This is a genomic window from Labedaea rhizosphaerae (genome assembly GCF_004362825.1).
In the GTDB taxonomy this organism is placed as follows: Bacteria; Actinomycetota; Actinomycetes; order Mycobacteriales; family Pseudonocardiaceae; genus Labedaea; species Labedaea rhizosphaerae.
In genome coordinates, this window is the sequence record NZ_SNXZ01000001.1 from 1,863,030 (window position 1) to 1,885,531 (window position 22,502).

The 22,502-nt window shown below is 71.0% G+C and carries 21 protein-coding genes; 8 read left to right on the forward strand and 13 right to left on the reverse strand.

What is annotated here, in order from left to right; translation table 11 throughout:
* Nucleotides 1-65 precede the first annotated feature (65 nt).
* Nucleotides 66-845 carry an E3 ubiquitin ligase family protein gene (locus EV186_RS08995; protein ID WP_133848879.1) on the forward strand — a complete coding sequence of 260 codons (780 nt, stop codon included), beginning with the start codon at nt 66-68 and terminating at the stop codon, nt 843-845.
* A 129-nt stretch (nt 846-974) separates the two neighbouring features.
* Here the strand turns inward: EV186_RS08995 and EV186_RS09000 are convergent, their stop codons facing one another.
* Together EV186_RS09000 and EV186_RS09005 are read right to left on the reverse strand one after the other, a co-directional pair.
* Nucleotides 975-1,160, reverse strand: coding sequence for a hypothetical protein (locus tag EV186_RS09000; protein WP_341814396.1), 186 nt, complete (start codon nt 1,158-1,160; stop codon nt 975-977).
* Between the two features lie 22 nt (nt 1,161-1,182).
* Nucleotides 1,183-2,469 (reverse strand): PspC domain-containing protein, encoded by a 1,287-nt coding sequence (locus EV186_RS09005; RefSeq protein WP_243753886.1) that lies wholly within the window; start codon nt 2,467-2,469, stop codon nt 1,183-1,185.
* Between the two features lie 145 nt (nt 2,470-2,614).
* On the opposite strand from EV186_RS09005, the gene EV186_RS09010 reads away from it, so the two are divergent.
* Together EV186_RS09010 and EV186_RS09015 are read left to right on the forward strand one after the other, a co-directional pair.
* Nucleotides 2,615-3,895, forward strand: a complete 1,281-nt coding sequence (locus EV186_RS09010) for an ATP-binding protein (RefSeq protein WP_243753942.1) — start codon at nt 2,615-2,617, stop codon at nt 3,893-3,895.
* Nucleotides 3,896-3,909: 14 nt separating this feature from the next.
* Complete coding sequence (locus tag EV186_RS09015) at nt 3,910-4,593, forward strand: response regulator (protein ID WP_424982302.1); 684 nt, start codon at nt 3,910-3,912, stop codon at nt 4,591-4,593.
* 49 nt (nt 4,594-4,642) lie between these two features.
* On the opposite strand, the gene EV186_RS09020 is transcribed toward EV186_RS09015, so the two are convergent.
* The 3 genes from EV186_RS09020 to EV186_RS09030 all read right to left on the reverse strand — a co-directional run bounded on the left by EV186_RS09020 (nt 4,643) and on the right by EV186_RS09030 (nt 8,058).
* Entirely contained in the window at nt 4,643-6,280 is a 1,638-nt protein-coding gene (locus tag EV186_RS09020) for an AMP-binding protein (RefSeq protein ID WP_133848533.1), read from the reverse strand.
* Between the two features lie 78 nt (nt 6,281-6,358).
* Entirely contained in the window at nt 6,359-7,006 is a 648-nt protein-coding gene (locus EV186_RS09025; RefSeq protein ID WP_133848534.1) for a nitroreductase family protein, read from the reverse strand.
* 122 nt (nt 7,007-7,128) lie between these two features.
* The gene (locus EV186_RS09030; RefSeq protein WP_243753887.1) at nt 7,129-8,058 is read right to left on the reverse strand and encodes a DMT family transporter; all 930 of its coding nucleotides are present in this window, start codon (nt 8,056-8,058) and stop codon (nt 7,129-7,131) included.
* A gap of 72 nt (nt 8,059-8,130) precedes the next feature.
* Here EV186_RS09030 and EV186_RS09035 point away from each other — a divergent pair, with 72 nt between their 5' ends.
* Nucleotides 8,131-9,024: a LysR family transcriptional regulator gene (locus EV186_RS09035; protein ID WP_133848535.1), complete on the forward strand. Its 894-nt coding sequence runs from the start codon at nt 8,131-8,133 to the stop codon at nt 9,022-9,024.
* A gap of 10 nt (nt 9,025-9,034) precedes the next feature.
* On the opposite strand, the gene EV186_RS09040 is transcribed toward EV186_RS09035, so the two are convergent.
* From EV186_RS09040 to EV186_RS09070, 7 genes are all read right to left on the reverse strand, one after another.
* A complete protein-coding gene (locus EV186_RS09040; RefSeq protein ID WP_133848536.1) occupies nt 9,035-10,654 on the reverse strand; it encodes a serine/threonine-protein kinase in 1,620 nt (539 codons plus the stop codon).
* A 109-nt stretch (nt 10,655-10,763) separates the two neighbouring features.
* Nucleotides 10,764-12,125, reverse strand: coding sequence for a serine/threonine-protein kinase (locus EV186_RS09045; RefSeq protein WP_133848537.1), 1,362 nt, complete (start codon nt 12,123-12,125; stop codon nt 10,764-10,766).
* A 158-nt stretch (nt 12,126-12,283) separates the two neighbouring features.
* Nucleotides 12,284-13,042, reverse strand: coding sequence for a hypothetical protein (locus EV186_RS09050; protein WP_133848538.1), 759 nt, complete (start codon nt 13,040-13,042; stop codon nt 12,284-12,286).
* 205 nt (nt 13,043-13,247) lie between these two features.
* Nucleotides 13,248-14,279 (reverse strand): hypothetical protein, encoded by a 1,032-nt coding sequence (locus tag EV186_RS09055; protein WP_133848539.1) that lies wholly within the window; start codon nt 14,277-14,279, stop codon nt 13,248-13,250.
* A gap of 186 nt (nt 14,280-14,465) precedes the next feature.
* Nucleotides 14,466-14,774, reverse strand: a complete 309-nt coding sequence (locus tag EV186_RS09060) for a hypothetical protein (protein ID WP_166659063.1) — start codon at nt 14,772-14,774, stop codon at nt 14,466-14,468.
* 62 nt (nt 14,775-14,836) lie between these two features.
* Nucleotides 14,837-15,136, reverse strand: a complete 300-nt coding sequence (locus EV186_RS09065; RefSeq protein ID WP_133848540.1) for a chorismate mutase — start codon at nt 15,134-15,136, stop codon at nt 14,837-14,839.
* 228 nt (nt 15,137-15,364) lie between these two features.
* A complete protein-coding gene (locus tag EV186_RS09070; protein WP_133848541.1) occupies nt 15,365-15,793 on the reverse strand; it encodes a DUF1707 SHOCT-like domain-containing protein in 429 nt (142 codons plus the stop codon).
* Between the two features lie 136 nt (nt 15,794-15,929).
* On the opposite strand from EV186_RS09070, the gene pcrA reads away from it, so the two are divergent.
* Both pcrA and EV186_RS09080 read left to right on the forward strand, forming a co-directional pair.
* Nucleotides 15,930-18,338, forward strand: a complete 2,409-nt coding sequence (gene pcrA / locus EV186_RS09075) for a DNA helicase PcrA (RefSeq protein ID WP_133848542.1) — start codon at nt 15,930-15,932, stop codon at nt 18,336-18,338.
* Nucleotides 18,339-18,433: 95 nt separating this feature from the next.
* The gene (locus EV186_RS09080; protein ID WP_133848543.1) at nt 18,434-18,712 is read left to right on the forward strand and encodes a hypothetical protein; all 279 of its coding nucleotides are present in this window, start codon (nt 18,434-18,436) and stop codon (nt 18,710-18,712) included.
* Between the two features lie 229 nt (nt 18,713-18,941).
* Here EV186_RS09080 and EV186_RS09085 read toward each other — a convergent pair whose 3' ends face one another.
* Nucleotides 18,942-19,691, reverse strand: coding sequence for a M23 family metallopeptidase (locus EV186_RS09085; protein ID WP_243753888.1), 750 nt, complete (start codon nt 19,689-19,691; stop codon nt 18,942-18,944).
* Nucleotides 19,692-20,300: 609 nt separating this feature from the next.
* Here EV186_RS09085 and EV186_RS09090 point away from each other — a divergent pair.
* Together EV186_RS09090 and EV186_RS09095 are read left to right on the forward strand one after the other, a co-directional pair.
* A complete protein-coding gene (locus EV186_RS09090; RefSeq protein ID WP_133848545.1) occupies nt 20,301-22,190 on the forward strand; it encodes a hypothetical protein in 1,890 nt (629 codons plus the stop codon).
* Complete coding sequence (locus EV186_RS09095; RefSeq protein ID WP_133848546.1) at nt 22,187-22,444, forward strand: hypothetical protein; 258 nt, start codon at nt 22,187-22,189, stop codon at nt 22,442-22,444. The genes EV186_RS09090 and EV186_RS09095 overlap by 4 nt, the downstream gene beginning before the upstream one ends.
* Nucleotides 22,445-22,502 lie beyond the last annotated feature (58 nt).

Consider the following 22,502-nt stretch of genomic DNA (forward strand, 5'->3'; position numbering starts at 1 on the left):
GGGTGATCGTGGACGCGTCGGCGGCGGTGACGGCGGCCAGGCACGGCGGCAGCAACATCAGCACGATGCTGATCATCGGGATCGTGCTGGTCGTGGCATCCGTGGTGGGCTTCTTCTTCATGCGCAACGCGCAGAAGCGGCTGCACGCGATGATCGGCACGGAGACGCTGACGATCCCGCAGCTCGAGGAGGCCCGGAAGATCTCCGACGAGCTGGGCAACCGCGGCGGGTTCCGCAAGGTCGCCGAGGTGGTCGGCGCCGCCCACCCGCGCCCGGAAGGCCCGCTGACCGCGGAGATCAGCAAGACCGAGTGCGTCTGGTACCGCTACCAGGTGGAACGCCAGTACGAGGACGTCGAGTACCGCGACGGCAACCGGCGCACGGTCAAGCGCACCGAGACCGTCGCGCAGCACACGTCGTTCGAGGGGTACGCGTTGATCGACGAGGCCGGTCGCACCCTCGGCGTGGATCCCAACGGCACCAACCCCGACGGCGTCGAGCAGACCGTGAGCCGGTTCGAGCAGGCGGTGAACAACCCGGGCCAGGTCGAGATGTTCGGGATCAAGCTGCCGAACTTCTTCAACTCCGGCGGCGGCACCATCGGCTTCGAGTACAAGGAGTGGGTGATCCGTCCGGGCCGCCGGCTCTACGTCCTCGGCGAGGTGCACGACAAGATCGGCCCGCTGGTGATCGCGAAGCCGCAGGAGGGCCCGTTCATCATCTCGAACCGGACCGAGGACGAGCTGCGTGCGTCGGCGACCAAGCAGCACAACCTGTTCCGGATCGGCGTGCTGGCCGCCTTCGCGCTCGGCGTCGTGCTCACCGTGCTCGGCATCGTGAAGTAGGCGCAGGAACGGCAATCGGCCCCGGTCACCTTCGTGGTGTCCGGGGCCGGTTGGTGAGTGCGGGTTGATTCAGTCAACCTAGCTGATCTTGGTTGATTCAGTTAACAGGCAGAACGGACGTTGATCGGGTCAACGCGATCGCCGGGACGCCGACGAGATCAGCAGCAGGACGCCGATCACCCCGGCCACCGCGGCGAGCACCCACCGGGGGTCCACCGAGGGCAGCCACGACGCCCCGTCGGTGAGCACGTACGCCGAGGCGAGCAACGTCAGCACGCCGAAGATCAGGGTGCCGAAATCGGGGCTGCGTCGCACTTGCTGTCCGGGTTCTCCTCGCTCAGCCACGAACAACCTCCACGTCTCCGGTGCCGACCCGCACGTCGAGCACGATCTTCAGGCCGCCTTCGCCGTCGTCGCCCAGATCGTTGTCGATCTTGACTTCGACGCCGGTGCCGTCCTGGCGCTGGCCGAGGCAGTCCACGCTGCCGATCTTGGCGCGGCAGTGCACCTCGACATCGGCGTTGGCGGGCACCCGGACGGTCGCGGAGCCGACGTTCGCGTCCACCGAGGTGTGCACGGACCGGCCGGTGTCGGGCAGTTCGGTCAGGTCGAGGTCGATGCTGCCGACCGACCGCGAGTAGCTCGGTGCCACCTGGGCGATGGACCGCGGCGTCTCGGTGCGGTCGCCCACCCCGTGGAAGCCGCCGTCCCCGGTGGAGACGCTGGTGTACAGCACGCCGATCGCGGCGAGCGGCACGGCGAGCCCCAGCAGGCCACGACCGCCGCCGGCGAACGCGCCGCCGACCATCCCCAGGCCCAGCACGGCGAGCAGCAGGCCCGCGATGTGCGGCGGGGTCAGCCAGTCGAACGTGCCCGACAGCGCCACGCACGCGGCACCGACGACGAACGCGACCCCCACGGTCATCAGGCCCACCCGGGAACGGCGCGCCCGCTGCACGGTCGGCTCGCTCTCCTGGCTCGGGCCCGGGCCCGGCTCAGGCAGGTCCCACGCGAACGGCGCCGCCCCCAGCGGGTCCCACGCCGGCGGGCTGTCCGGCTCCGTCTCCGGCTCGGCCGTGCGCACGGTCTGATCACCCGGCTCGGTGGCGAAGTTCTCCGTCGTCGGCTGCGCCGCGGCGAAGGGTTGCGCGCCGTAGGGTTGCGCGTCGTCGGGCCGGTTCAGGTGCCCCTTGCTGCGGTGCAACAAGAACAGCAACCCGAGGATGATCGCCACGCCGAGCAGCCCGCTGAACGGCCCGTCGAAAACCCAGCTGGACAACGGGATCAGGGCCAGGCAGAGCAACACGGTGAACACCGTGGAGGTCGAGCTGCGGCCCTTGTTGATCACCGATTCGAACGGTGACACCTCGTCGCGCTCCTCGGGCAGCAGCAGCCACCCGACCAGGTAGAGGAAGATGCCCGCGCCGCCGTAGATGGCCGCGACCACGAACGCGACCCGCACGATCACCGGGTCGATGCCATACCGGTTGCCGATGCCGGCGGCGACGCCCGCGATCTTGCGGCCGTCACGCGGCCGTCGCGGTCTCGTCGCCCAGAAGTCCTTGACGGTGTCTTCGACGTTCGGCGGTGTCGGCCCGCCCGTCTGCGTCTGCTGTGCACTCACGTCAACGAGAATGCAATGTCCGGCCCGCACGCACATCGGGGACGGACCCTGAACTTGGGTCTCCGGGTTTGTCCCTGATGAAGTGCACCGGTCACCATGTGACCATGAACAGGTGACAGTGGTTGAGACCGACGAGCGGAGGTCGGTGGCGACGCAGGACGCCGAGCGGACAGCTTTGGTCCCCGATGACGGCCGGATGCGCAGGCGGCGCACCGGGCGTGCGATCGCGGGCGTCGCCGGTGGCCTAGCGGACCATCTCCAGCTGCCCGTGCTGTGGGTGCGGATCGCGTTCGCCGCGCTCGCCGCGTGCGGTGGCGCCGGGATCCTCGCCTACGGGCTGCTGTGGGTCTTCGTCCGCCAGCAGAGCAACGAGCAGCCCCAGGAGGTCTCCGGCAAGGAACGCCAGCAGGCGTTCGGCCTGGTCGCGCTCGGCATCGCGCTGGCGGTCGCCGCGGGCACCCTGTCCGGCATCGTCAACGGCTGGGTGGCCGCCGGGCTCGGCGTGACCCTGGTCGGCGTCGCCGTCGTCTGGCGCGAGGCCGACGAGTCGCAGCGCAGGCGCTGGCGGGACGCGAGCCGGGCCGGTGGCGTGCGCGGGGTCGTGTTCGGCGGTGGCGGCGGGACCGCGCTGGTCCGGGTGCTGACCGGTGCCGCGCTGGTCACCACGGGTATCGCCGTCTTCGTATTCCGCGCCCTAGCCCTGGACCAGGTGCAGTTCGCGCTGGTCGCGGTGGTCGCCGCCCTGGTCGGCGTCGCCGTTCTGACCGTGCCGTGGTGGCTGCGGCTGGTGCGTGACCTGGGCGATGAGCGCACGGCCCGCATCCGCACCGAGGAACGCGCCGAGATCGCGGCCCACCTGCACGACTCCGTCCTGCAGACGCTCGCGTTGATCCAGAAGCAGCCCGACGTCTCCCGTGAGGTGCTGCGCCTGGCCCGCGGCCAGGAGCGGCAGCTGCGTGGCTGGCTCTACGGGCCTTCGGGGTACGGCAAGGGCATCGCCGCGGGCTCCGACCCGAAGAAGCCCGCGCCCGAGACGCTGTCCGGCGCGATCGGCAACGCCGCCGGCGAGGTCGAGGACAGCTTCGCGATCAAGGTCCACCACGTGGTCGTGGGCGACTGCCCGGTCGACGACAAGCTGCGCGCGCTGGTCAAGGCGGCCCGTGAGGCCATGGTCAACGCGGCCAAGCACGCCGAGGTCGGCGAGGTCAGCGTGTACGCGGAGGTCGAGACCGGCCAGGTGACCGTGTTCGTCCGCGACCGCGGCAAGGGCTTCGACCCCGATGGGGTCTCGCCGGACCGGCACGGGCTCGCCGACTCGATCCGGGGCCGGATGGACCGCAACGGCGGTACGGTTCGGTTGCGCAGCGCGCCGGGGGAGGGTACCGAGGTGCAGCTCTCGATGCCGCTGGCCACCGCGAACACATGACCGAGGAGGGGCCCGTGGCCGAGGAGACCGACGAGACGACGACCAAGCGACCGGTGCGGGTCTTCCTCGTCGACGACCACGGCCTCTTCCGCGCGGGCGTGCGGGCCGAGCTGGACCAGATCACCGACGACGTCGAGGTGGTCGGCGAGGCGGGCTCGGTGGCCGAGGCGGTCGCGGGCATCACCCACCGCAAGCCCGACGTGGTGCTGCTCGACGTGCACATGCCCGACGGCGGTGGCGCCGAGGTGCTGCGCAAGGTCCGCCCGGAACTGCCCGAGGTCGTGTTCCTCGCGCTCTCGGTGTCCGACGCGGCCGAGGACGTCATCGCGGTGATCCGCGCGGGCGCCCGCGGTTACGTGACGAAGACGATCTCGAGCCAGGAGCTGGTGCAGGCCGTCGTGCGGGTGTCCGAGGGCGACGCCGTGTTCTCCCCGCGCCTGGCCGGGTTCGTGCTGGACGCGTTCGCCGACCGGCCGGGCGCCGCGCCGATCAGCGACCCCGAGCTGGACCTGCTGACCCCGCGCGAGCGCGACGTGCTGCGTTTACTGGCCCGTGGCTACGCCTACAAGGAGATCGCCGCCGAGCTGTTCATCTCGGTGAAGACGGTCGAGACGCACGTGTCGAGCGTCCTGCGCAAGACCCAGCTGTCCAACCGGTACGAGCTCTCCCGCTGGGCGTCCGACCGGCGACTGGTCTGAAACCGGCTCGTCTGAACCCCCCGGACCTGCGGGCGCGCCCGGACCGGCGTCATCCGTCCTGCGCCAGGCTCGCCGAGACCAAGTCCCGGACGGTGTTCTTGTCGGGCTTGCCCGCCCTGGTCACCGGGAGCTCGTCGACGAAGAGCACCGACTTCGGCGTCTCGTAATCACCCAGTTCGTCGCGCACAAGCCGGCGCAGCTCGGCCGCGCCCACCTCGGCGCCTGCTCGGCGCACGACCGCCGCGTGCACGGCCTCACCGGTCCGCGCGTCCGGCAGGCCGACCACGCACGCCGCGCGCACGGCCTGGTGCGCGGTGAGCACGTTCTCGATGTCGACGGTGTAACAGTTGACCGCGTTCACCAGCACCATGTCGCGCAGCCGGTCCGCGAGGTACAGGTAGCCGTCGGCGTCCTGGTGGGCGAGGTCGCCGGTGTGCGACCACCCGTCGACCATCGTCCTGGCGGTGAGCGCGGGTTCGTTCCAGTAGCGGTTCATCCGGTAGGAGTTGCGCACCCGGATCTCGCCGATCTCGCCCGGCGCCGCGAGCTCGCCGGTCGCGGTGCGGATCTCCACCTCGACGCCCGGGCGCGGGCGGCCCACGGATCTGAGCAGGTTCGGGTGCTCGAGCCCGCGCGCGTGGTCCTCGGGGCTGAGGTGGCTGACCATCCGGGTTTCGGACTGACCGTAGATCTGGCTCATCACCGGGCCGAACACGTCGATGGCCTGCTTGAGCCGGGCCGTCGACATCGGCGCGCCCCAGTACACGACCATGCGCACGCTGGACCGGTCGATCCTGGTCGTGTCCGGGTGGTCGAGCAGCTGGTAGAGGTGCGACGGGTAGAGCGCGAGAACGGTGACCCGCTGCTGCTCGATCGCCCGCAGCGTGGCCTCGGCGTCGAATCCCGTTTGCAGCAACAGGGTTCCGCCGTTCAGCAGGGTGGGCAGCACCGCGATGCCCGGTGAGACGGTGGCTCGCACGACGCGCAGCACCCGGCAGTCCGGCGCGCGGAACGCGGCGGCTTCGGCCGTGTCCATCGCGCTGATCCGCTCCCAGGCCCGGCACAGCTCGGCGACCCGCTCGAAGGTGTAGGCCGCCGCCTTGGGCTTGCCACCGCTGCTGCCGCCGGTGAGCACCACGTCGGCGAAGTCGTCGTCGCGCCCGAGCGGCTGGAACGGCGCCGCGGACTGCGCCTCGGTGAGCGCCAGCAGGTCCGTGCCGACCTGGCCGGGGCCCAGCGACAGCGGTTCGGGGCAGGTCGGGCGGCTGGCGAGCTCGGTGACCCGGCTCGCGGAGAACGACGGCTCGTAGACCAGCGCCGAGACGCCGGTGAACTCGAGGATGCGCAGTTGTTCGACGGCGGCCGCGGGCGCGGGCACCGCGACGAAGTAGCAGCCGATCAGCTTCGTGGCCAGGTAGGTCAGCAGGATCCCGGGGGTGTTGTCGTCGATGGCGGCGACCCCGTCACCACGGCGCAGACCCTTGCGTTGCAACGCCCGCGCCATCTTGAACATCTTGTCGAGCAACTGCGCGTAGGTGATCGATTCGTCGCCGTCGATCAGGGCGACGCGATCGGCATTGCGCCGGAAGGCGTCGAGCAGTACGTCGAACGGACTCGCGGAATCGGGGTGCAAAGGCGCGGCAGACGCGTTCCCCGGCCCATTGGTGGCCGTGGACGAATGCGGCATCCGGAGGTCTCCTTGTCGACATGGGGCCACCCCGCGGACCCTGATGAATGAAAGCCGAAGCGTTTTTCGAGCTCGGACTTACCACTTGTCCCAGTGCAGGACTTCCTCGCGGCCGATGCGCTTGGCCGGCTTGAACTCCGTGCCGATGGTGAACGCGAGCGGGATCAGCGCGGTCAGCATGACCTCGTCGTACGGCGCGCCGAGGGCGTCGGCGAGCTCCCGCTCCACGGGGCCTTGCGCGGTGGTCCAGACCGTTCCGAGGCCGCGCTCGCGGGCGGCCAGCATGAAGCTCCACACCGCGGGCAGGATCGAGCCCCACGTCATCGACTGTTCGAAGGCGTTGGCTTGCTCGGTGCGGCCTTCGACGGCGGGGATGACGAACGCGGGCACGCGGTGCACGTTGTCGTAGAGGTGCTGGTACGACTCCAGTGTCCGCTTGCGTGATTGCGGGAAGGTGTTCTGCCTGCGTGCGTCCTGCTCGGTGATCCGGCCGGGTGTGCCGGTGTCGTAGGCCTTGCGGAAAAGCCGCGCCACCGCGGCTCGTTGCTCGTCGTCGGTGATCACCAGGAAATGCCAGCGCTGCCGATTGCGGCCGGTCGGCGCCTGCAACGCGAGGTCGACGCATTCCTCGATGAGGTGACGCGGCACCGGCCGGTCGAGGTCCAGGCGTTTGCGCACGGCACGCGTGGTCGACAGGACCTCGTCGACGGACAGGTTCAGGGGCACGGTGTGATTTTCACTGTGAGTGACGCGGACGGTTGTTTGAGCAACCGCAAGCTAGCCGAACACCGGACAGGCGTGTGACGTGAATGTGACTCACGCCATATGTCCGGTTCTGGTCAGGCGATTCAGGCGGGCCGGGTGGCCGCCGCGGCGTCCTCGTCGGTCAGCACCGGCGATGGCGCCCGGCGGTGCAGCCGGGTCATGCCCACGCCGATCAGCACCACGACCATGCCCGCGAGCACGCGCAGGGTGATCGGCTCGTGCAGGGTGATCGCGCCGAGCAGCACGGACACGATGGGCAGCAGGTAACCGGTGACGGACGCGTTGGTCGCGCCCTCGTCGGCGATCAGCCGGTGGTTCAGGGCGAACGCGAACCCGGTGCTGAACACGCCGAGCAGCGTGACGGCGATGATCGACGGCCAGCTCGGGTGCACCGCCTCGATCCCGGCGAACGGCACGACCACCCACGTCAGGCCGACCGCGCTGGTCAGCTGCATCGCCGACAGGGCGGTGGGGGCGACGCCGCGTCCGGAGATCCGCTTGCCGATGTAGGTGAAGCTGATCGCGTAGCTGATCGCCGCGAGCAGGCTGAGCAGCGCGCCCCAGCTCGCGAACCCGCCGGCCTCCCACGGCGCGAAGATCACCACGGTGCCGGCGAACCCGAGCAGCAACCCGCCGACCCGCACGAACCGGAGATCGCGCTCGGTGCGGATCGCGATGCCGATGGCGGTCGCCCACAGCGGCGTCGTCGCGTTCAGCACGCCGGCCAGACCCGAGTCGATGCTCCGCTCGCTCATCGCGAAGAGGGTGAAGGGCACCGCGTTGCCGAACAACGCGACGATCACCATGTCCAGCCAAAGCCTTCGGCCGCGCGGCATCCGCTGGCCGCTGGAGTAGCAGAGCACGAGCAGCACGACCGCGCCGAGCACGGTGCGGATGGCCGTGATCTGGATCGGCGAGAACCCGCCGAGCGCCATCTTGATCCACAGGAAACTCGACCCCCACATCAGGGCGAGCAACCCCATCCGCACCACGGTCCCGCTGCCACCTCGCACGGCGACCACGTTGCTCTGGACGTAGACCAAGCACAAGTGAAATGTCCTGCACCCATCATTAAGCTCCGCTACATGCTCGACGTGCGCAGGATGCAGATGCTGCGGGCCGTGGTGTCCAGCGGCTCGGTGACCGCGGCCGCGGAGAACCTCGGGTACACGCCGTCCGCGGTCAGCCAGCAGGTGGCCGCGTTGGAGCGGCAGACCGGTGTCCCGCTGCTGGAGCGGGTCGGCCGGGGCGTGCGGCCCACCGCCGCCGGCCGGTTGCTGACCGAGCACGCGGACGTGATCAGCCGCAACCTCGCCGAGGCCGAGACCGCGCTGGCGGATCTCCGGGCCGGGCGCACGGGAACGCTGTCGGTGCGGTACTTCGCCACCGCTGGTGCGGCGTTGGTGCCGCCCGCCGTCGCGCGGTTGCGTGCGGAATTCCCCGGCGTGCAACTGGATCTGAAGCTGATCGACCCGCAGGACCCGTTGCCGGAGGTGGAGCGGGGCGATGCCGATCTGGCGATCGTGGTCCGCGCGGATTCCACTCCGCCCTCACCGGCGGTGCGGCTGGTGCACCTGCTCGACGACCCGATGCGCGCGGTTCTGCCGCGCGGGCACCGGCTGGCGGCCAAGCGGGTGATCGACCTGGCGGACCTGGCCGAGGAGCCGTGGATCTGCAACGAGCGCGTGCCCGGGACCTGCATGGACGTCGTGCTCGACGCGTGCGGCGCGGCCGGGTTCAGCCCGAACTTCACCGTGCTCGCCGAGGACTACGCGACCGCCCGCGGCTTCGTGGCGGCCGGGCTCGGGGTCAGCGTGATCCCGCAACTGGGCATCGAGGGCGGCGGGGCAGTCGCGGTCCGCCGGATCCGGCGCCCGGAACCGGTGCGGTCGATCTACGCGGCGGTGCGCGCCACCGCGCACCCTTCGGCGGCGCTGAACGGGTTGATCGACGCCCTGCGCGCGGCCGCCACCGGCTGACGCTGCGCCGCTACCGGTTCTGGCGGGCCTTGGCGTGGGCGAAGTCGTCGATCATGATCGTGCCCTGGTCGTTGCGCTTCAGCACGAACACGTAGCCCTCGCGGGTCGTGCGCCCGTCCTTGGTGTGGAACTCGATCGTCGCGTGGACGCGGTTGCCCTGCGCCGTGGCCTCGATGACCTTGACCGACGCCAGGCCGTTGAGGAAGTTGTCGTAGCTCGCGCGCCCACCGGACTTCTTTCGGGCCTTCTCGGTCAGCAGCGCCCAGCCACCGTCGTGGTTGGCCGGGAGCATCCCGTAGTAGGTCCGGACGGTGTTGATGTAGTCCTGCTCGGTCGGCTGCGACTTCGTGGTCGTCGTCTCCGTGGTGGTCGTGGTCGTCGTCTCGGTGGTGGTGGTCGGCGACGGAACGGTCGTGCCTTCCACGGCCTGGCGGTTCTCCGAGGTCTGAGGCAGCTGGCCGGCCTGGCCGCTGTTGTCGTCCTTGTCGAACAGCAGGCTCGTCACCAGGATCCCGATCGCCGCCGCGGCCACGATCGCGAGCACGGTCAGGACCACCGCACGCGCGTTGGACGGCGACTTCTCCCGCGGCGGCTGCACGGGTTGCCCGTGTGGCGGTGTTGCCGGTGTCGGCGGCCGGTAGGCGGCCGGCGAAACCTGCGGGACCGGCGCGATCCGGGTACCGCCGCGCTGGGGCGTGGGCGGGCCCTGCGCGGGCATCGGGCGCGGTGGCGTGTACGCCACCGGCGCGGGGTTCAGGTTCACGGTGCGCTCGCCCGCGGGCGGCGACGGGGCGCCCAGCAACGCGGGACGTCCGGCGGCCAGGTCCGCGAGTGCGTCCTTGACCACCGGCATGCTCGGCCGCTCCCGCGGATCGGTGCGCAGCAACCGCATCAGCAGCGCGGTCATCGGACCGGCCTGGCGCGGCGGCGTGATCTTCCCGGCCGCCACGGCGTGCAGCAGCGCGAGCGTGTTCTCCGACAGCCCGAACGGCGAATGCCCCTCGACGGCCGTGTACAGCGTCGAACCGAGCGAGAACACGTCCGCCGCCGGCGTGGGCGTCTCGCCCTTCGCGACCTCCGGCGCCAGGTACGCGGGCGTGCCCGCCAGCATCCCGGTGGCGGTCACGGTGACGTCGCCGGTCGCGCGGGAGATCCCGAAGTCGGTGATCTTCACGGTGCCGTCGTCGCCGAGCAGCACGTTGGCCGGCTTCACGTCGCGGTGCACGATCCCGGCCGTGTGCGCGGCGCTCAACGCCGCGGCGACCTCGGTGCCGATCCGCGCCGCCTCCTCCACCGACAGGGTGCTGCGCTCGGCGAGCACCGTGGCGAGGCTGCGCGAAGGCAGGTACTCCATCACCAGCCACGGCTCGCCGTCGTGCTCGGCCACGTCGTAGACGGTGATCGCGTTCGGGTGCTGCAGGCGGGCGGCGATCCGGCCCTCACGCATGCACCGCTGCCGCGCCTCTTCCGACGCCGCCGCGGACAAGCCCGGCTGCAGCAGCAGTTGCTTCAGGGCGACGGTGCGGTGCAGCCGCTCGTCGTGGGCCTGCCAGACCACGCCCATCGCACCGCTGCCGATCCGATCGCCCAGCCGGTACCGGCCCGCGACCAGATCGTTCCCAGTGCTCACTTGCGGCTCCCATGGCGACGGCTTCGGCCTGCCACCGTACGTGGTGTGTCGATGCGCGGTCGGACGATCCGCGAAATCATTGCTGTCCCCGTGGAAACGGACTGCTGGGCTACGTCGAAGGTTGCGCCGATTTCGAAGTTGTTGTCGAGGTCTCAGTCGTCGTCGTGTCGGTCGTGGTCGTCGTGGTGTCGGTCGTGGTGGTGGTGGTCGTCGTGGTCGTCGTCTGGGGCGGCGACTGCGTCTGGGGCGGCTGGTGGTGGCGCGACGTCGGCACGATGGTCTGCCGGACCTCGCTGGTCGGCGTGTAGTCCACCGTCGGCTCCTGCTGCTGGGTCGTGTCCGCCCCGGCCGGCCCCGCAGGCGGCGTGACGTTGCTCCGGGTGCTCATCAGCCACGCACCCACGGCCAGCAGTGCCACCAGCACGATCCCGGCGGCCACCAGCGGCCCCCTGGACCGGGACGGCTCCGGGGCCCGGGTGGGGCGCCCGCTCATCGTCGTCGGCGCGTCCATGGGTGGCAGCGGGCCCACCGGCTTGGTCCGCGGCACCGACCGGGCCGGCCGGGTGTGGATCACCTGGGTCTGGTCGGTCATCGGGTCGACGAGCTGGGTCGCCTGGTCGGCCATGGCGTACCGGCTGACGTCGGGCACGTGGCCGTTGGCCACCTCTTCGAGCAGCTCACGCGCCTGCGCGGTGTTCGGCCGGCGCAGCGGGTCGGCGTTGAGCATGGCGGTCAGCACGCCGGTCAGCGGACCGGAGCGGCGCGGCGGGTTGATCCGGCCCGCGGCCACGGCGTGCAGCACGCCGAGGGTGTTCTCCGAGAGGCCGAACGGCGGCTCGCCCTCGGTCGCCGCGTAGAGCGTCGAGCCGAGCGAGAACACGTCCGACGGCGCCTCCGGCGGCTTGCCGACGGCCACTTCGGGGGCCAGGTACGCCGGCGTCCCGGCGATCATCCCGGTCTTGGTCACGGTCACGTCGTCGCTGGCGCGCGAGATGCCGAAGTCGGTGATCTTCACGCTGCCGTCCGCGCCGAGCAGGATGTTGCCCGGCTTCAGGTCGCGGTGCACGATCCCGGCCGCGTGCGCGGCGGTGAGCGCGGCGGCCACCTCGGCGCCGATGCGGGCGACCTCGCGCGGCGTCAGCGTGCCCCGCTCGTCGAGCGCGGCGGCGAGGCTCACCGACTCGAGGTACTCCATGATCAGGATCGGCACGCCGTCCTCGTCCACCACGTCGTAGACCGTGATGGCGTTCGGGTGGTGCAGCTTGGCGGCGATGCGGCCCTCGCGCATGCAGCGCTGGACGGCCTCGTCGGCCTCGTCGGGGGGCAGACCGGGAGCGAGCAGCATCTTCTTCACGGCCACCGTGCGGCCGAGGCGCTCGTCGTACGCGCGCCAGACGACACCCATGGCACCGCTGCCGATGCGCTCGACCAGTCGGTAGCGCCCGGCGATCAGGCGACCGTCGTCGGTCACGCCTACCTCCTGCTGACCATAGGGGCCCGGATGTCACGCTGTGTCGACCAGCGAGTCGCGCCGTGCCTGCCGTCGGCGGCCCCGATACGCCGACTGCATTAGGTTAGGCGGTCACGCTGCGTGGCTGGACATGCATGCGCCCGTGCCGTCTTGGCAGCTCAGCCGTGTTGCGCGGACAGCAACTCGGCACCGACGATGCGTAGTTCGCCACCGCCGCCGGTGCGCAACAACTGCTCGAGCCGCAGCCTGCTCCCGTCGGCCATGCGCATGCTCACCACGCTGATGACGCTGCCGTCCTTCTGCTCACGCATCTCGACCACGCGTACATCGGTTACCGAAGACCACGCCTCGACAAACCTCGTGAAGTCGGCGTCGAAGGCCTCGGGCGCCAGCAACAGGAACGCCTGGGCCGGATCGGTGGCGATGAGCTCGTAGAACTCGCGGACCAGCTGGACGGCGCTGCTCGCCTTGGGCTGGTGCCGCTCGACCTTCGCGGGTGCGGGTGTCGTCGACGTGCTGCCCGGTGTGTACGGGAAGCTGCCGGTCGCGGTGTCCTGCACCTGACCTGGCACTTCCGGCTTGATCGGGGCGGGCGTCTGGTTCGCGATGGTGGTGAACGAGTCCGGCAGCAGCGCCTGCTCGCCGGTGATCTCCAGTTTGTGGTTCGCGGGCGCGGCCGTCTGGTCGCGGTGGCTGGTGATGACCGCGGCGAGGGTCACCGAGCCGCACAGCACGCACGCGGCGAGACCCAGCCCGGCGACCCGGGCCAGTTGCGCACTGCGCGCTTGCGGACGCCGGTGGCTCGTCGGCTTGTCCTTGACCGATTCCGTGGACGCGAGCACCAGCGCGTTGGCCAGCGCTCGGTGCTCTTGGGGCACGTCGAGCTTCGCCGGCCGCTTCCTGATCAGCTCGGTCACCGGGATGGACCCGGATCGCGGGTGTCGCCTACCCGTAGTAGGGCGCTTCACTGACGCTTCCTCCAGCGGCGCTTGCGCGGTGCGCGTTCGAGGGAACACGTATCGTGTGAGTACTTGCGGCCGCAAGTCTTTGTCGGCGGATCACCGGTCCGTGTCGACGAATGTGTCCCGATATCACCCGAACAGAGCAACGTTCACCAACTGTTCACCCGGTGGTCTCGTTCGTTATCCGGGGGTCCTTGCCGGCCGAGAAGGTCAGCGTCCGGCGCTGGGTGGAGACGGTGCCGTCGCGGTGGTGCAGCCGCACGGTGTTCATAGTGCGGCCCGTGGCGGGGTCGATGGTGATCTGCTCCACCTGGACGTCGGTGACGTCCTCGTAGCGCCTCTTGATCCCTTCGGGTCCCTCGTCCTGCATGGGCCCGCTCGTCATGGCGTACGCCGCGTTCGGGTCCTCGACCACGGTGTCGTAGTAGGCCTCGGTGCGGTCGCCGATCTGTTCGGCGTTCACCGGCGGCGACATCACCAGCGGGGTCAACGTGCTGCGCTCCGGGCCGGGCTCGGTGGTGCTGGAACCGCTCGGCGCCGGCTGGGCGGACGTCGTGACGGTCGGGGCCGTCACCGTCGGGTTGCGGGGATCGGTGGCGCCACCGGCCGCGCTGCTGCCGCGCGGGCTCGAGTCGGTCCGGATCCGGTCCGGGGACACGGCCGAGGACGACTCCACCGAGCTGTTGACCGTGCTGGTGCGCGACGCCGCGCTCGACGCGGTCGACGGCAGCGTGGTGATCAGGTCGGTCGCGCCGGGCAGGCTCGGCAGCGCGTCGATGGTCGTCCACTGGCTGGGCCGGCCGACGAACGCGGTGGCGGCCGCGGCGAGCGCGATCAGCACGCCCACCGACGCGGCGACGGCGAACCACGCGGCCTTGCGCCACGTGCGCGGCGGCGTGACCGACGCGGGCACGGTGCCCAGGTCGAACGAGCGGAGCCCGGTGATCGGCACGGTGGTGATCAGGATCTCGGCGGGCTCGATCGGCGGCGAGGTCTCGGTCACGACGATGCCCGGCGGCGCGACGACCGCCTTGGCGTGCGGGTGGTGGTGACCGCGTTCGGGCAGCGGGATCCAGCTGCCCGACTCCGGCCGGTGCCTGCCAGGCCCGTGCGGCCCATGGGACGCGTGTCCGTGGGACCCGTGGTGCCCGCCGCGATGTCCGCTGTCGTGGAACGCCTCTCCGCCGGTCATGCCAGAGAGACTCCTCTCACTCCCCGTCGTGACGCGCTCACGCGCGGTTCGGCGCGGCTGGGTATCCGCGCAGAACACCAGCTCAGCGTAAGTCGTCGCGCTGAGCTATCCGGGCAGGGGAGCATGCCCGGGCCGCATGTCACTCGATCGAGTGGCGTGCGGCCCGGAGAGGTGGCTCTGTGTGGGTCAGCCGCCGGTGCGGTAACGCTGCTGGGTGGATTGCAGCGCCTTCATCGCGGCACCGCCGGATCCGGCCGCGAGGAGGATGCCGAGGATGTCCATGGTCGCGTTGCCGGACGTGAACAACCACGCGAGCAGAGCGCCCGCGGTGGTCACGCCCGCGACGGCGAACCGCGAGCGGACGTACTGCGCGATCGGCGCCCCGCCCGCCCGCTTGTTGGCCGCCGAGTACAGCATGGCCAGGTAGCCGTCGTGCACGAGCGCGCCGAGCACGCCGGCGATGGCGATGATGACGGCGATCAGGTTCAGCAGCATGGTTCCAGTGTGCCCTTCGTCGGCGGTGCCAGGCATCGGTGATGTCCCTGATCCCGCCGGGGTCAGCGGCCGAGCGGGCCCCGGCCGAGGTTGAGCAGCGCCATGGCGAGCTGCCTGCCCTCGGGGCCGAGTTCGCGGTAGCGGGCGAGGACGTCGATCTCCCGGTTGTACACGATCTTGGTGCCGCCCGCGGCCATCCGGGCCCGGCCGATCGCCTGCGACACCTCGATGCGGCGCTTGACAAGGCGCAGGATCTCCCGGTCGCAGTGGTCGATCTCCTTGCGCAGCTCGACCACCTCCTCCGGGGTGGGCAGCCGCACGCCGTCGGGGTCGGCGACCTGGTTCGCTTCGGTGGGTGACATCGGGGGATCCTCGCCTTGTTCTCTGGGAGTCGGACCCGAACCGGCAAGAAGCCCCGGGTCCGAGGACTCCGGGGCTTCGTGGTGTCTGGGTGTTGCCTAGTTCAGCGACACTTGGCGTCCACGGGAGCCGGAGTCCGGTTCCCGTAGAAAAACTCGAAGTGGCGCGTCAGCACGGCTCGATTCTGACACACGACCGGTCACGGCGTCGAACCCGCGGCGCCGCGGGTCTCACCTGGCGGACCACCGCCGTCCCTGCCAGCCGCCACCGATGACACCACGCATGCGCGCGTGGACGACCAGGCTCATCGCGAGCCAGAACATCGGGAAGGCCGGCCAGAAGAACGCCGCCCCGCCGGCCACCCAGCGCACGACGAGCACGACGGCGAAGACGGCGACGATCGCCGCGTGCACCGCGAGCGGACCGGTCGGCCTGCGGGTGATCAGGGGCCGCGCGGCCTGCGGGCGTTCGCCGGGCAGGTCGGCGGTGTACTGGGCGAGCTCGTCGCGGAACCGGGTCGCGTAGACCGAGGTGAGCCGCTCCTCGACCTCGTCGAGGGTGAGCCTGCCGTCGGCGCCGGCTTTCTGCACGGCCGTGACGACCTGTTCGCGTTCCGCGTCGGAGGCCCGCACGCGTGGGGTTTCTGGTGTCGGTGTCATGGCTTCGATGCTCCGCCGCGCGCGGGCGCCGCGCGTCGGTCGTGGATCGGCATCCGGCGTACGTCGGGAGGCGTATCGATCGCGTTGCGGCTCGGCTTTCGAACTGTGTCGGTGCGTGCGGGTAGCGTGATGCCCGATGGACACGTTGTTCGAACTGCCAACCAGTTCCCCCAAGAAGGACAAGGCCCGCGAGCTGCTCAGCGACTTGAACCCGCAGCAGCGCCGCGCGGTCGAGCACGCGGGTGGCCCGCTGCTCGTCGTCGCCGGTGCCGGATCGGGCAAAACCCGTGTCCTGACAAGGCGTATCGCCTACCTGCTGGCCGAGCGCGACGTGCACCCTGGCCAGATCATGGCCATCACCTTCACCAACAAGGCCGCGGCCGAGATGAAGGAGCGCGTCGCCGAGCTGGTCGGCCGGCGCGCCAACGTGATGTGGGTGTCGACGTTCCACTCCATGTGCGTGCGGGTGCTGCGCCGTGAGGCGAAAACCCTTGGCATGTCGTCGAACCTGTCCATCTACGACTCCGACGACACGCGCCGGCTGATCACCCTCGTCGCGCGCGACCTCGACCTCGACCCGAAGCGCTACCCGGCGCGCACGCTCGCCGTGCAGATCTCCAACCTCAAGAACGAGCTGATCGACGCGATCACCGCGACCGACCGCGCGTCGGGTGACATGGAGCGCCGGGTCGCCGAGGTCTACACCGAGTACCAGCGGCGGCTGAACGACGCCAACGCGCTCGACTTCGACGACCTGATCATGCGCACGGTCGAGTTGCTGCAGGAGCACCCGGACGTCGCCGAGTACTACCGCAGGCGGTTCCGGCACGTCATGGTCGACGAGTACCAGGACACCAACCACGCGCAGTACACGCTGGTCCGCGAGCTGGTCGGCACGGAAACGACCGGCGACCTCCCCCCGGCCGAGCTGTGCGTGGTCGGCGACGCCGACCAGTCCATCTACGCCTTCCGCGGCGCCACGATCCGCAACATCGAGGAGTTCGAGCGGGACTACCCGCAGGCCACCACGATCCTGCTGGAGCAGAACTACCGCTCCACGCAAACGATCCTGAACGCCGCCAACGCGGTGATCAGGCGCAACCCCGGCCGCCGGGACAAGCGGCTGTGGACCGCCAGCGGCGACGGCGCCCAGATCGTCGGCTACGTCGCCGACAACGAGCACGACGAGGCCGCGTTCGTCGCCGGGGAGATCGACGCGCTGATGGACGCGTCCGGCGACGACCACGCCGACTACGGCGACGTCGCGGTCTTCTACCGCACCAACAACCAGTCCCGGGTGTTCGAGGAGATCTTCATCCGCCTCGGCCTGCCGTACCGGGTGGTCGGCGGCGTGCGCTTCTACGAGCGGCGCGAGGTGCGCGATGCGTTGGCGTACCTGCGAACCCTGGCCAACCCGCAGGACACGGTGTCGCTGCGGCGGATCCTGAACGTGCCCAAGCGCGGCATCGGCGACCGCGCCGAGGCCGTCGTGGCGACGTACGCCGACCGCGAGCGGATCCCGTTCATCGACGCGCTGCGCGCCGCCGTGGCCGGCAAGGTCGACCTGCTCAACCCGCGCTCCCGCAACGCGATCGCGGGCTTCGTGGAGATGCTCGACCTGTTGCTGACCAAGGTCGACGAGGGTGCCGACGTCGCGGAGATCCTGGAGGCGGTGCTGGAGAACACCGGCTACCGCGCCGAGCTCGAGGACTCCGACGACCCGCAGGACGCCACCCGCGTGGAGAACCTGACCGAGCTCGTCACGGTGGCCCGCGAGTTCACCGAGCAGGCCGAGGACGTGCCCGCGACGATCACCGAGGAGGCGATCACCGACGGCACCCCGGTGCCCGGCTCGCTGGCCGCGTTCCTCGAGCGGGTGTCGCTGGTCGCCGACGCGGATTCGGTGCCGGACAAGGATTCCGAGGACGACGATGACGGCGGTGGCGACGCGGGCGTGGTCACGCTGATGACGTTGCACACCGCGAAGGGCCTGGAGTACCCGGTCGTGTTCTGCACCGGCTGGGAGGACGGGATCTTCCCGCACATGCGTGCGCTCAGCGACCCGGTGGAGCTGGCGGAGGAACGCAGGCTCGCGTACGTGGGCATCACCCGTGCGCGCCAACGGCTCTACGTCTCGCGTGCCGTGGTGCGCTCGGCGTTCGGCCAGCCGATGACCAACCCGGCGTCGCGCTTCCTGGACGAGATCCCGGCCGAGCTGATCGACTGGCGCCGCGTCGAGCCGTCGTTCGCCGCGCCGGGCGTGAGCTCGCGGTGGGGCAGCAGGCGCTCGGACCGCGGCGGTGGCGACTCGGCCCAGGCGCGCATCGCGTCTCGTGGCCTGCGCTCGACTCCGTTCAAGGGCTGGCAGGACACCCCGGCGCTCAGCCTGGCCGTGGGCGACCGCGTGAATCACGACAAGTACGGCCTCGGCACCGTGGTCGCGACCGACGGCACCGGTCCGCGTGCGACCGCGACGATCGACTTCGGCGCGTCGGGCACCATCCGCCTGATGCTGATCGGCAGCGTCCCGATGCAGAAGCTCTGAGCCACACTTTAGGGTGATGACTCGAACAAACGTTCGACAAATGGTCCCAGCTCCGGTTGACTGAACCCACAGCACAACCTGGGGGGACACCGAATGTGGACGAGCTGCTCCACCGAGCGCTGGCCGAGCGCATCGCCGCCTACTTGGACACCGTCGACCGCCTCGTCGTCGAGCAGCCGTGCTCGGCGGCGTACGAGACGCGCAGGCTCGTCGCGGCCTGGCGGGCGCTGTTGCGCCAGCACCACCCGGCGGGGTCCAAGGGCCGGTGTGCGGGCTGCGGACGCCCGCACGGCGGGCGCGGGCACGCGGGCATGTGCACCGTCTGGCGGGTGGCCGTCGCGTACTTCATCCGCCGCACGGCCCACCACCGTTGAACTGCCGCCACTCGGACAGCCGGGCGACGAAGGCCCGGCTGGATCAGGGCTTGCTGCAGTGCCAGGCGAGGCGTGCCTCGCGGCCGGCCCAACGCCACCTGTGCTCAGGCAGTCGGCCGGCTCTAGCCCGGTCGGCCGGAAGCTTGGCGAACGGCCACCGCGGGTTCGTCTCGCAGCCGCCCAAAACCCGCCCAAGCCGAAGGGGCTCGGCGGCCGTGGCCGGGCTGGGTCAGAGGTCGATGCCGTGCTCGGCGAGCCAGGGCTGCGGGTTCATCTTGCGCCCGCTGGCGTCCCAGATCTCGAAGTGCAGGTGCGGCCCGGTCGACTCGCCACGGTTGCCCATGTGCGCGATCATCTCGCCGGCCTTCACGTGCTCGCCTTCTTGGACCACGTAGTCGTTCACGTGGCCGTAGACGCTGATCGTGCCGTCCGGGTGCTGGATGCGCACCCAGAGGCCGAAGCCGCTGGCCGGACCGGCCTCGATCACCACGCCGTCGGCGACGGCCAGGATCGGCGTGCCGATGTGGTTGGCGATGTCCACGCCGTAGTGCATGGCACCCCAGCGACCGCCGAAGCCCGAGGTGAACACGCCCTGCGCGGGGCGGACGTACTTCGGCCGGTTGGCCTCTTCCTCGGCCGCACGGACCTGCTTGACCAGGTTCGAGCTGGCGGTGAGCTTCGCGGCTTCGCTGCGGCTGTCCAGCCGCTGCGAGACCGGCAGGATCTCCATGTTGCCGCTGTACGCGGTGTTCGCGTTGAGCGTGACGCCGGTCGCGCCGCCGCCACCCATGCCCATCATGGCCGCGTTCGCGCCTGGTGCGTCGGCGAGCTTCACGCCACCAGGCGATGCGGGCGAACCGTCGAAGTGGAAGATCTGCCCAGCGGCGGCGGCCGCGAAGGCGCCGGCCGCGACGGCGGCGATCATGACCCGGCCACGCGCCGCCGAAGACGGCGGTGGGATGCGATGCGAGGTCGCCACCCGCCTCGGGGCAGCCGAGGCCGAACGTTCGAACTCCGGGTAATGCCAATCGCCGCCCGGTGAGCGGTGCTGAGACAAACTCCAGACCTTCCGTTTTCGGGGAGGTCGGACACGAACGCGTGGCTCGCCGGGGAACGAGCGTCGGCAGTGGGCGCCGGGCGGGGGTTCCCGGCTGGTTCTGCACTCATGCAGACCCGTGCCCATTCGTGACCGGACCGTGACAACGGACCCGGGGACAGTAACGAAGAGGTACCGCTGCGGGCAACATCAGGATCCGCCAGCAACCATTCAGGTGGTGCGTGCGCCGGGCGTCAGCAGCCCTGATTACGGAAGGTCAACCGCAAACTACTCACCACTTGTGACCTGGCTAACAGCGTTTACGGGTATCTGGACCTCGTCGCGCGGCTCTTCACAGAGGTTGAGACGTGCCCGCACCGGCTCGGTGCGCGGCCGGTCTCCGAGCTTTGCCCGCCCGGACCACTCAGGATCGCCTGGGCCATTCGAGATGGCCTGGGCTATTCAAGATCGCCTGGACTGTTCAAGATCGAGAGTGCGGCAGACGTGAGTCGACGACAGCTCCGCGCACCCCCGCTTGCTAGCGTCGATTCGATGAATTCGCCGACTCGGACGCCTGCGGAGCGTGGATCAGCGGCGGCCCGAGCGTCCGCCGCCAAGGGTGAACCGCACGGCCTGGCCGCTGCCCCGGCACGCCTCAAGGCCGCGCTCGGCCTCTCGCTGCTCGCCGCCGTCACGGCCGCGATCGCCCTCCCCTTGGGCGTCTTGCGTGCCGCCCCGCATGCCGGGTTCAGCTCGGGCCCGCTCCTGTTCGTCCTGGCCCTGCTCCCGACCGCCGTGGCGGTAGGACTGGTCGCGGCCAACCGGCACCTCACCGGTGCGCGCGTCCTGGTCGGCGCGGCCGTGCTGGCGCCGGGCGCGCTGCTGACCGACCTGCAGCTCGTCGTCGACGCCACCCGGGTCGCCCGCCCCGAGATCGTCATGCCGACGAGCCTCACCAGCCTCGATGCGGGCCTAGGCGCCTGGCTGCTCCTGGCCGCGCACGTGCTCACCGTTGCCGCCGGGCTCTGCGCCGTGGGTTACGCGGGCGCCGCGGCCGACAGCGCCTTCGCCGAGGCCGTCGACAACCCGGACCGTCCGCGTTCGCTGACCCAGGCCCGCCGGCTGCTCGGCGCCTCGCTGGGCTGCGGGGTGATCATCGCCGTCGGCTCGGTGCTGCCCGCGCTCTACTCGCACGACGCGCTCCTGGTCGCGGTCGACATCGTGCCCAGCCCATGGCTGGTCCGCGTCGGCTCGGTGCTCGTCGCGGTGGCCGCTGTGGTCGCGCTCCCGTGGGCGGCGGGCACCGGCAACCCGGCCGTCCACCGCGGCGTTTCGCTGGGCGTCCTGACGGCCGTCGCCGCGGTCTCGGTGCCGCCGTTGGCCGCGGGCCTCGTCATGGCCCGGGTCGGCGTGGCCCCCGGCCCGATCCTCGCGCTTGTCGGCGCCGCGCTTGCGGTGGGCGCCGCGTTAATCCCCGCCAAGGCCGAGGACGCCGATGAGGCCGAGGACGAGCACGAAGCCGAGATCACCCTCGGCGGCAACCGCCTGCACAAGACGGCCGGCGTGCTGGGTGTCCTGCTCGGCGTCGGCGCCGTCATCTCCGCCGTCACCGCCGTCTACGTGGCCAGCGTGGTCGGCGACTCGCCCGCACCCGCGATCGTCGGCGCACCGACGAAACTCGGCCTCGCGGCCGGCGTGCTGGTCGGCGTGCTCGGCTTGGTCGTCGCCACCGGCGGGCGGGCCGCGCAGACCGCGCGCCCGGCCTTCGTGGTCGCCCTCGGCGCGCTCGCGCTGCCGGCCGCGGCCACGCTCGACGACGCGCTGGGCGCAACCAGGGCACGCGACTCGATCCAAGGCCAGTCCGTGCCGGGCGCCGACTCCTGGATGACGGTGTTGCTGCAAGGGCAATCCGGCCCCGCCGCCGAGCAGGTCACGCTCGGCGCCGCGTTCTGGCTGAGCGTCCTGCTGCTCGTCGGCGCCGCGATCGCCGCGGTCGTCGCCGGGCTCGCGGGCGTCGCCGAACGCGAGGAACTCGACCTCAGCGACCGCCCCGACAACCAGGTCCTGTGGGCCCCGGCCGGACTCGCGGCGGTGGCGGCCATCGGGGCGTTCGCGCTCCCGCTGGTCAACGCGCCGAACTACCGGATCCCCGACCTCTACTCGACGTTCACCGTCGCGTCCGCCGGCCAGCTCCTCGCGCTGATCGCCGTGGTGGCCGCGGTGCTGCAGGCCCCGCTGGCCCGCCCGGCCCGCGGCGCCGCCCTGTTGATCGGCGCGGCGGGCGTGGTCGGTGTGCGGCTGCTGCAGTTCCCGCTCGGCTCGTCCCGCGTGCCCGGCGCCTCGACCGGCCCCGGCTGGTGGCTCGCCCTGCTGACCCTCGCCCTGCTCGTGGTCGCCGCCGCGGTCGCCGGGTCGGCCGAACCGGAGAAACGCACGCGATGACCCGGGTGCTCGTCGTGGGCGACGTGGCCATGGCGCGCGCCCTGCGCGACGCCGGTGCCGAAGTGGTCTTTGTGGACGGTGCGGCCGACCACCTCGCTGCGATGGCCGTGCAAGAGGACGTCGACGCGATCGCCTTGCCCCGCGCCCGGCACGACGCCGTCGCCGCGGCGCTCGCGGCCGCCGACGCCACCGAGATCGTGCTCGCGGTGCTGGGTGAAACGACCGCCGAGGAGCTCGTCCAGCACGTCCGGTGACCGAACTCACCCGCTCGGTGATGGACCTCACCGCAGGCCGTGCGTGCGGCGTCCCGGC

Bases quoted from the DNA above. Each gene is read 5' to 3' on its own strand.
- EV186_RS08995 (WP_133848879.1), top strand. From the start codon at position 66: ATGCTGATCATCGGGATCGTGCTGGTCGTGGCATCCGTGGTGGGCTTC.
- EV186_RS09020 (WP_133848533.1), bottom strand. From the start codon at position 6,280: ATGCCGCATTCGTCCACGGCCACCAATGGGCCGGGGAACGCGTCTGCC.
- EV186_RS09035 (WP_133848535.1), top strand. From the start codon at position 8,131: ATGCTCGACGTGCGCAGGATGCAGATGCTGCGGGCCGTGGTGTCCAGC.
- EV186_RS09055 (WP_133848539.1), bottom strand. From the start codon at position 14,279: ATGACCGGCGGAGAGGCGTTCCACGACAGCGGACATCGCGGCGGGCAC.
- EV186_RS09060 (WP_166659063.1), bottom strand. From the start codon at position 14,774: ATGCTGCTGAACCTGATCGCCGTCATCATCGCCATCGCCGGCGTGCTC.
- EV186_RS09065 (WP_133848540.1), bottom strand. From the start codon at position 15,136: ATGTCACCCACCGAAGCGAACCAGGTCGCCGACCCCGACGGCGTGCGG.
- EV186_RS09070 (WP_133848541.1), bottom strand. From the start codon at position 15,793: ATGACACCGACACCAGAAACCCCACGCGTGCGGGCCTCCGACGCGGAA.
- pcrA (WP_133848542.1), top strand. From the start codon at position 15,930: ATGGACACGTTGTTCGAACTGCCAACCAGTTCCCCCAAGAAGGACAAG.
- EV186_RS09090 (WP_133848545.1), top strand. From the start codon at position 20,301: ATGAATTCGCCGACTCGGACGCCTGCGGAGCGTGGATCAGCGGCGGCC.
- EV186_RS09095 (WP_133848546.1), top strand. From the start codon at position 22,187: ATGACCCGGGTGCTCGTCGTGGGCGACGTGGCCATGGCGCGCGCCCTG.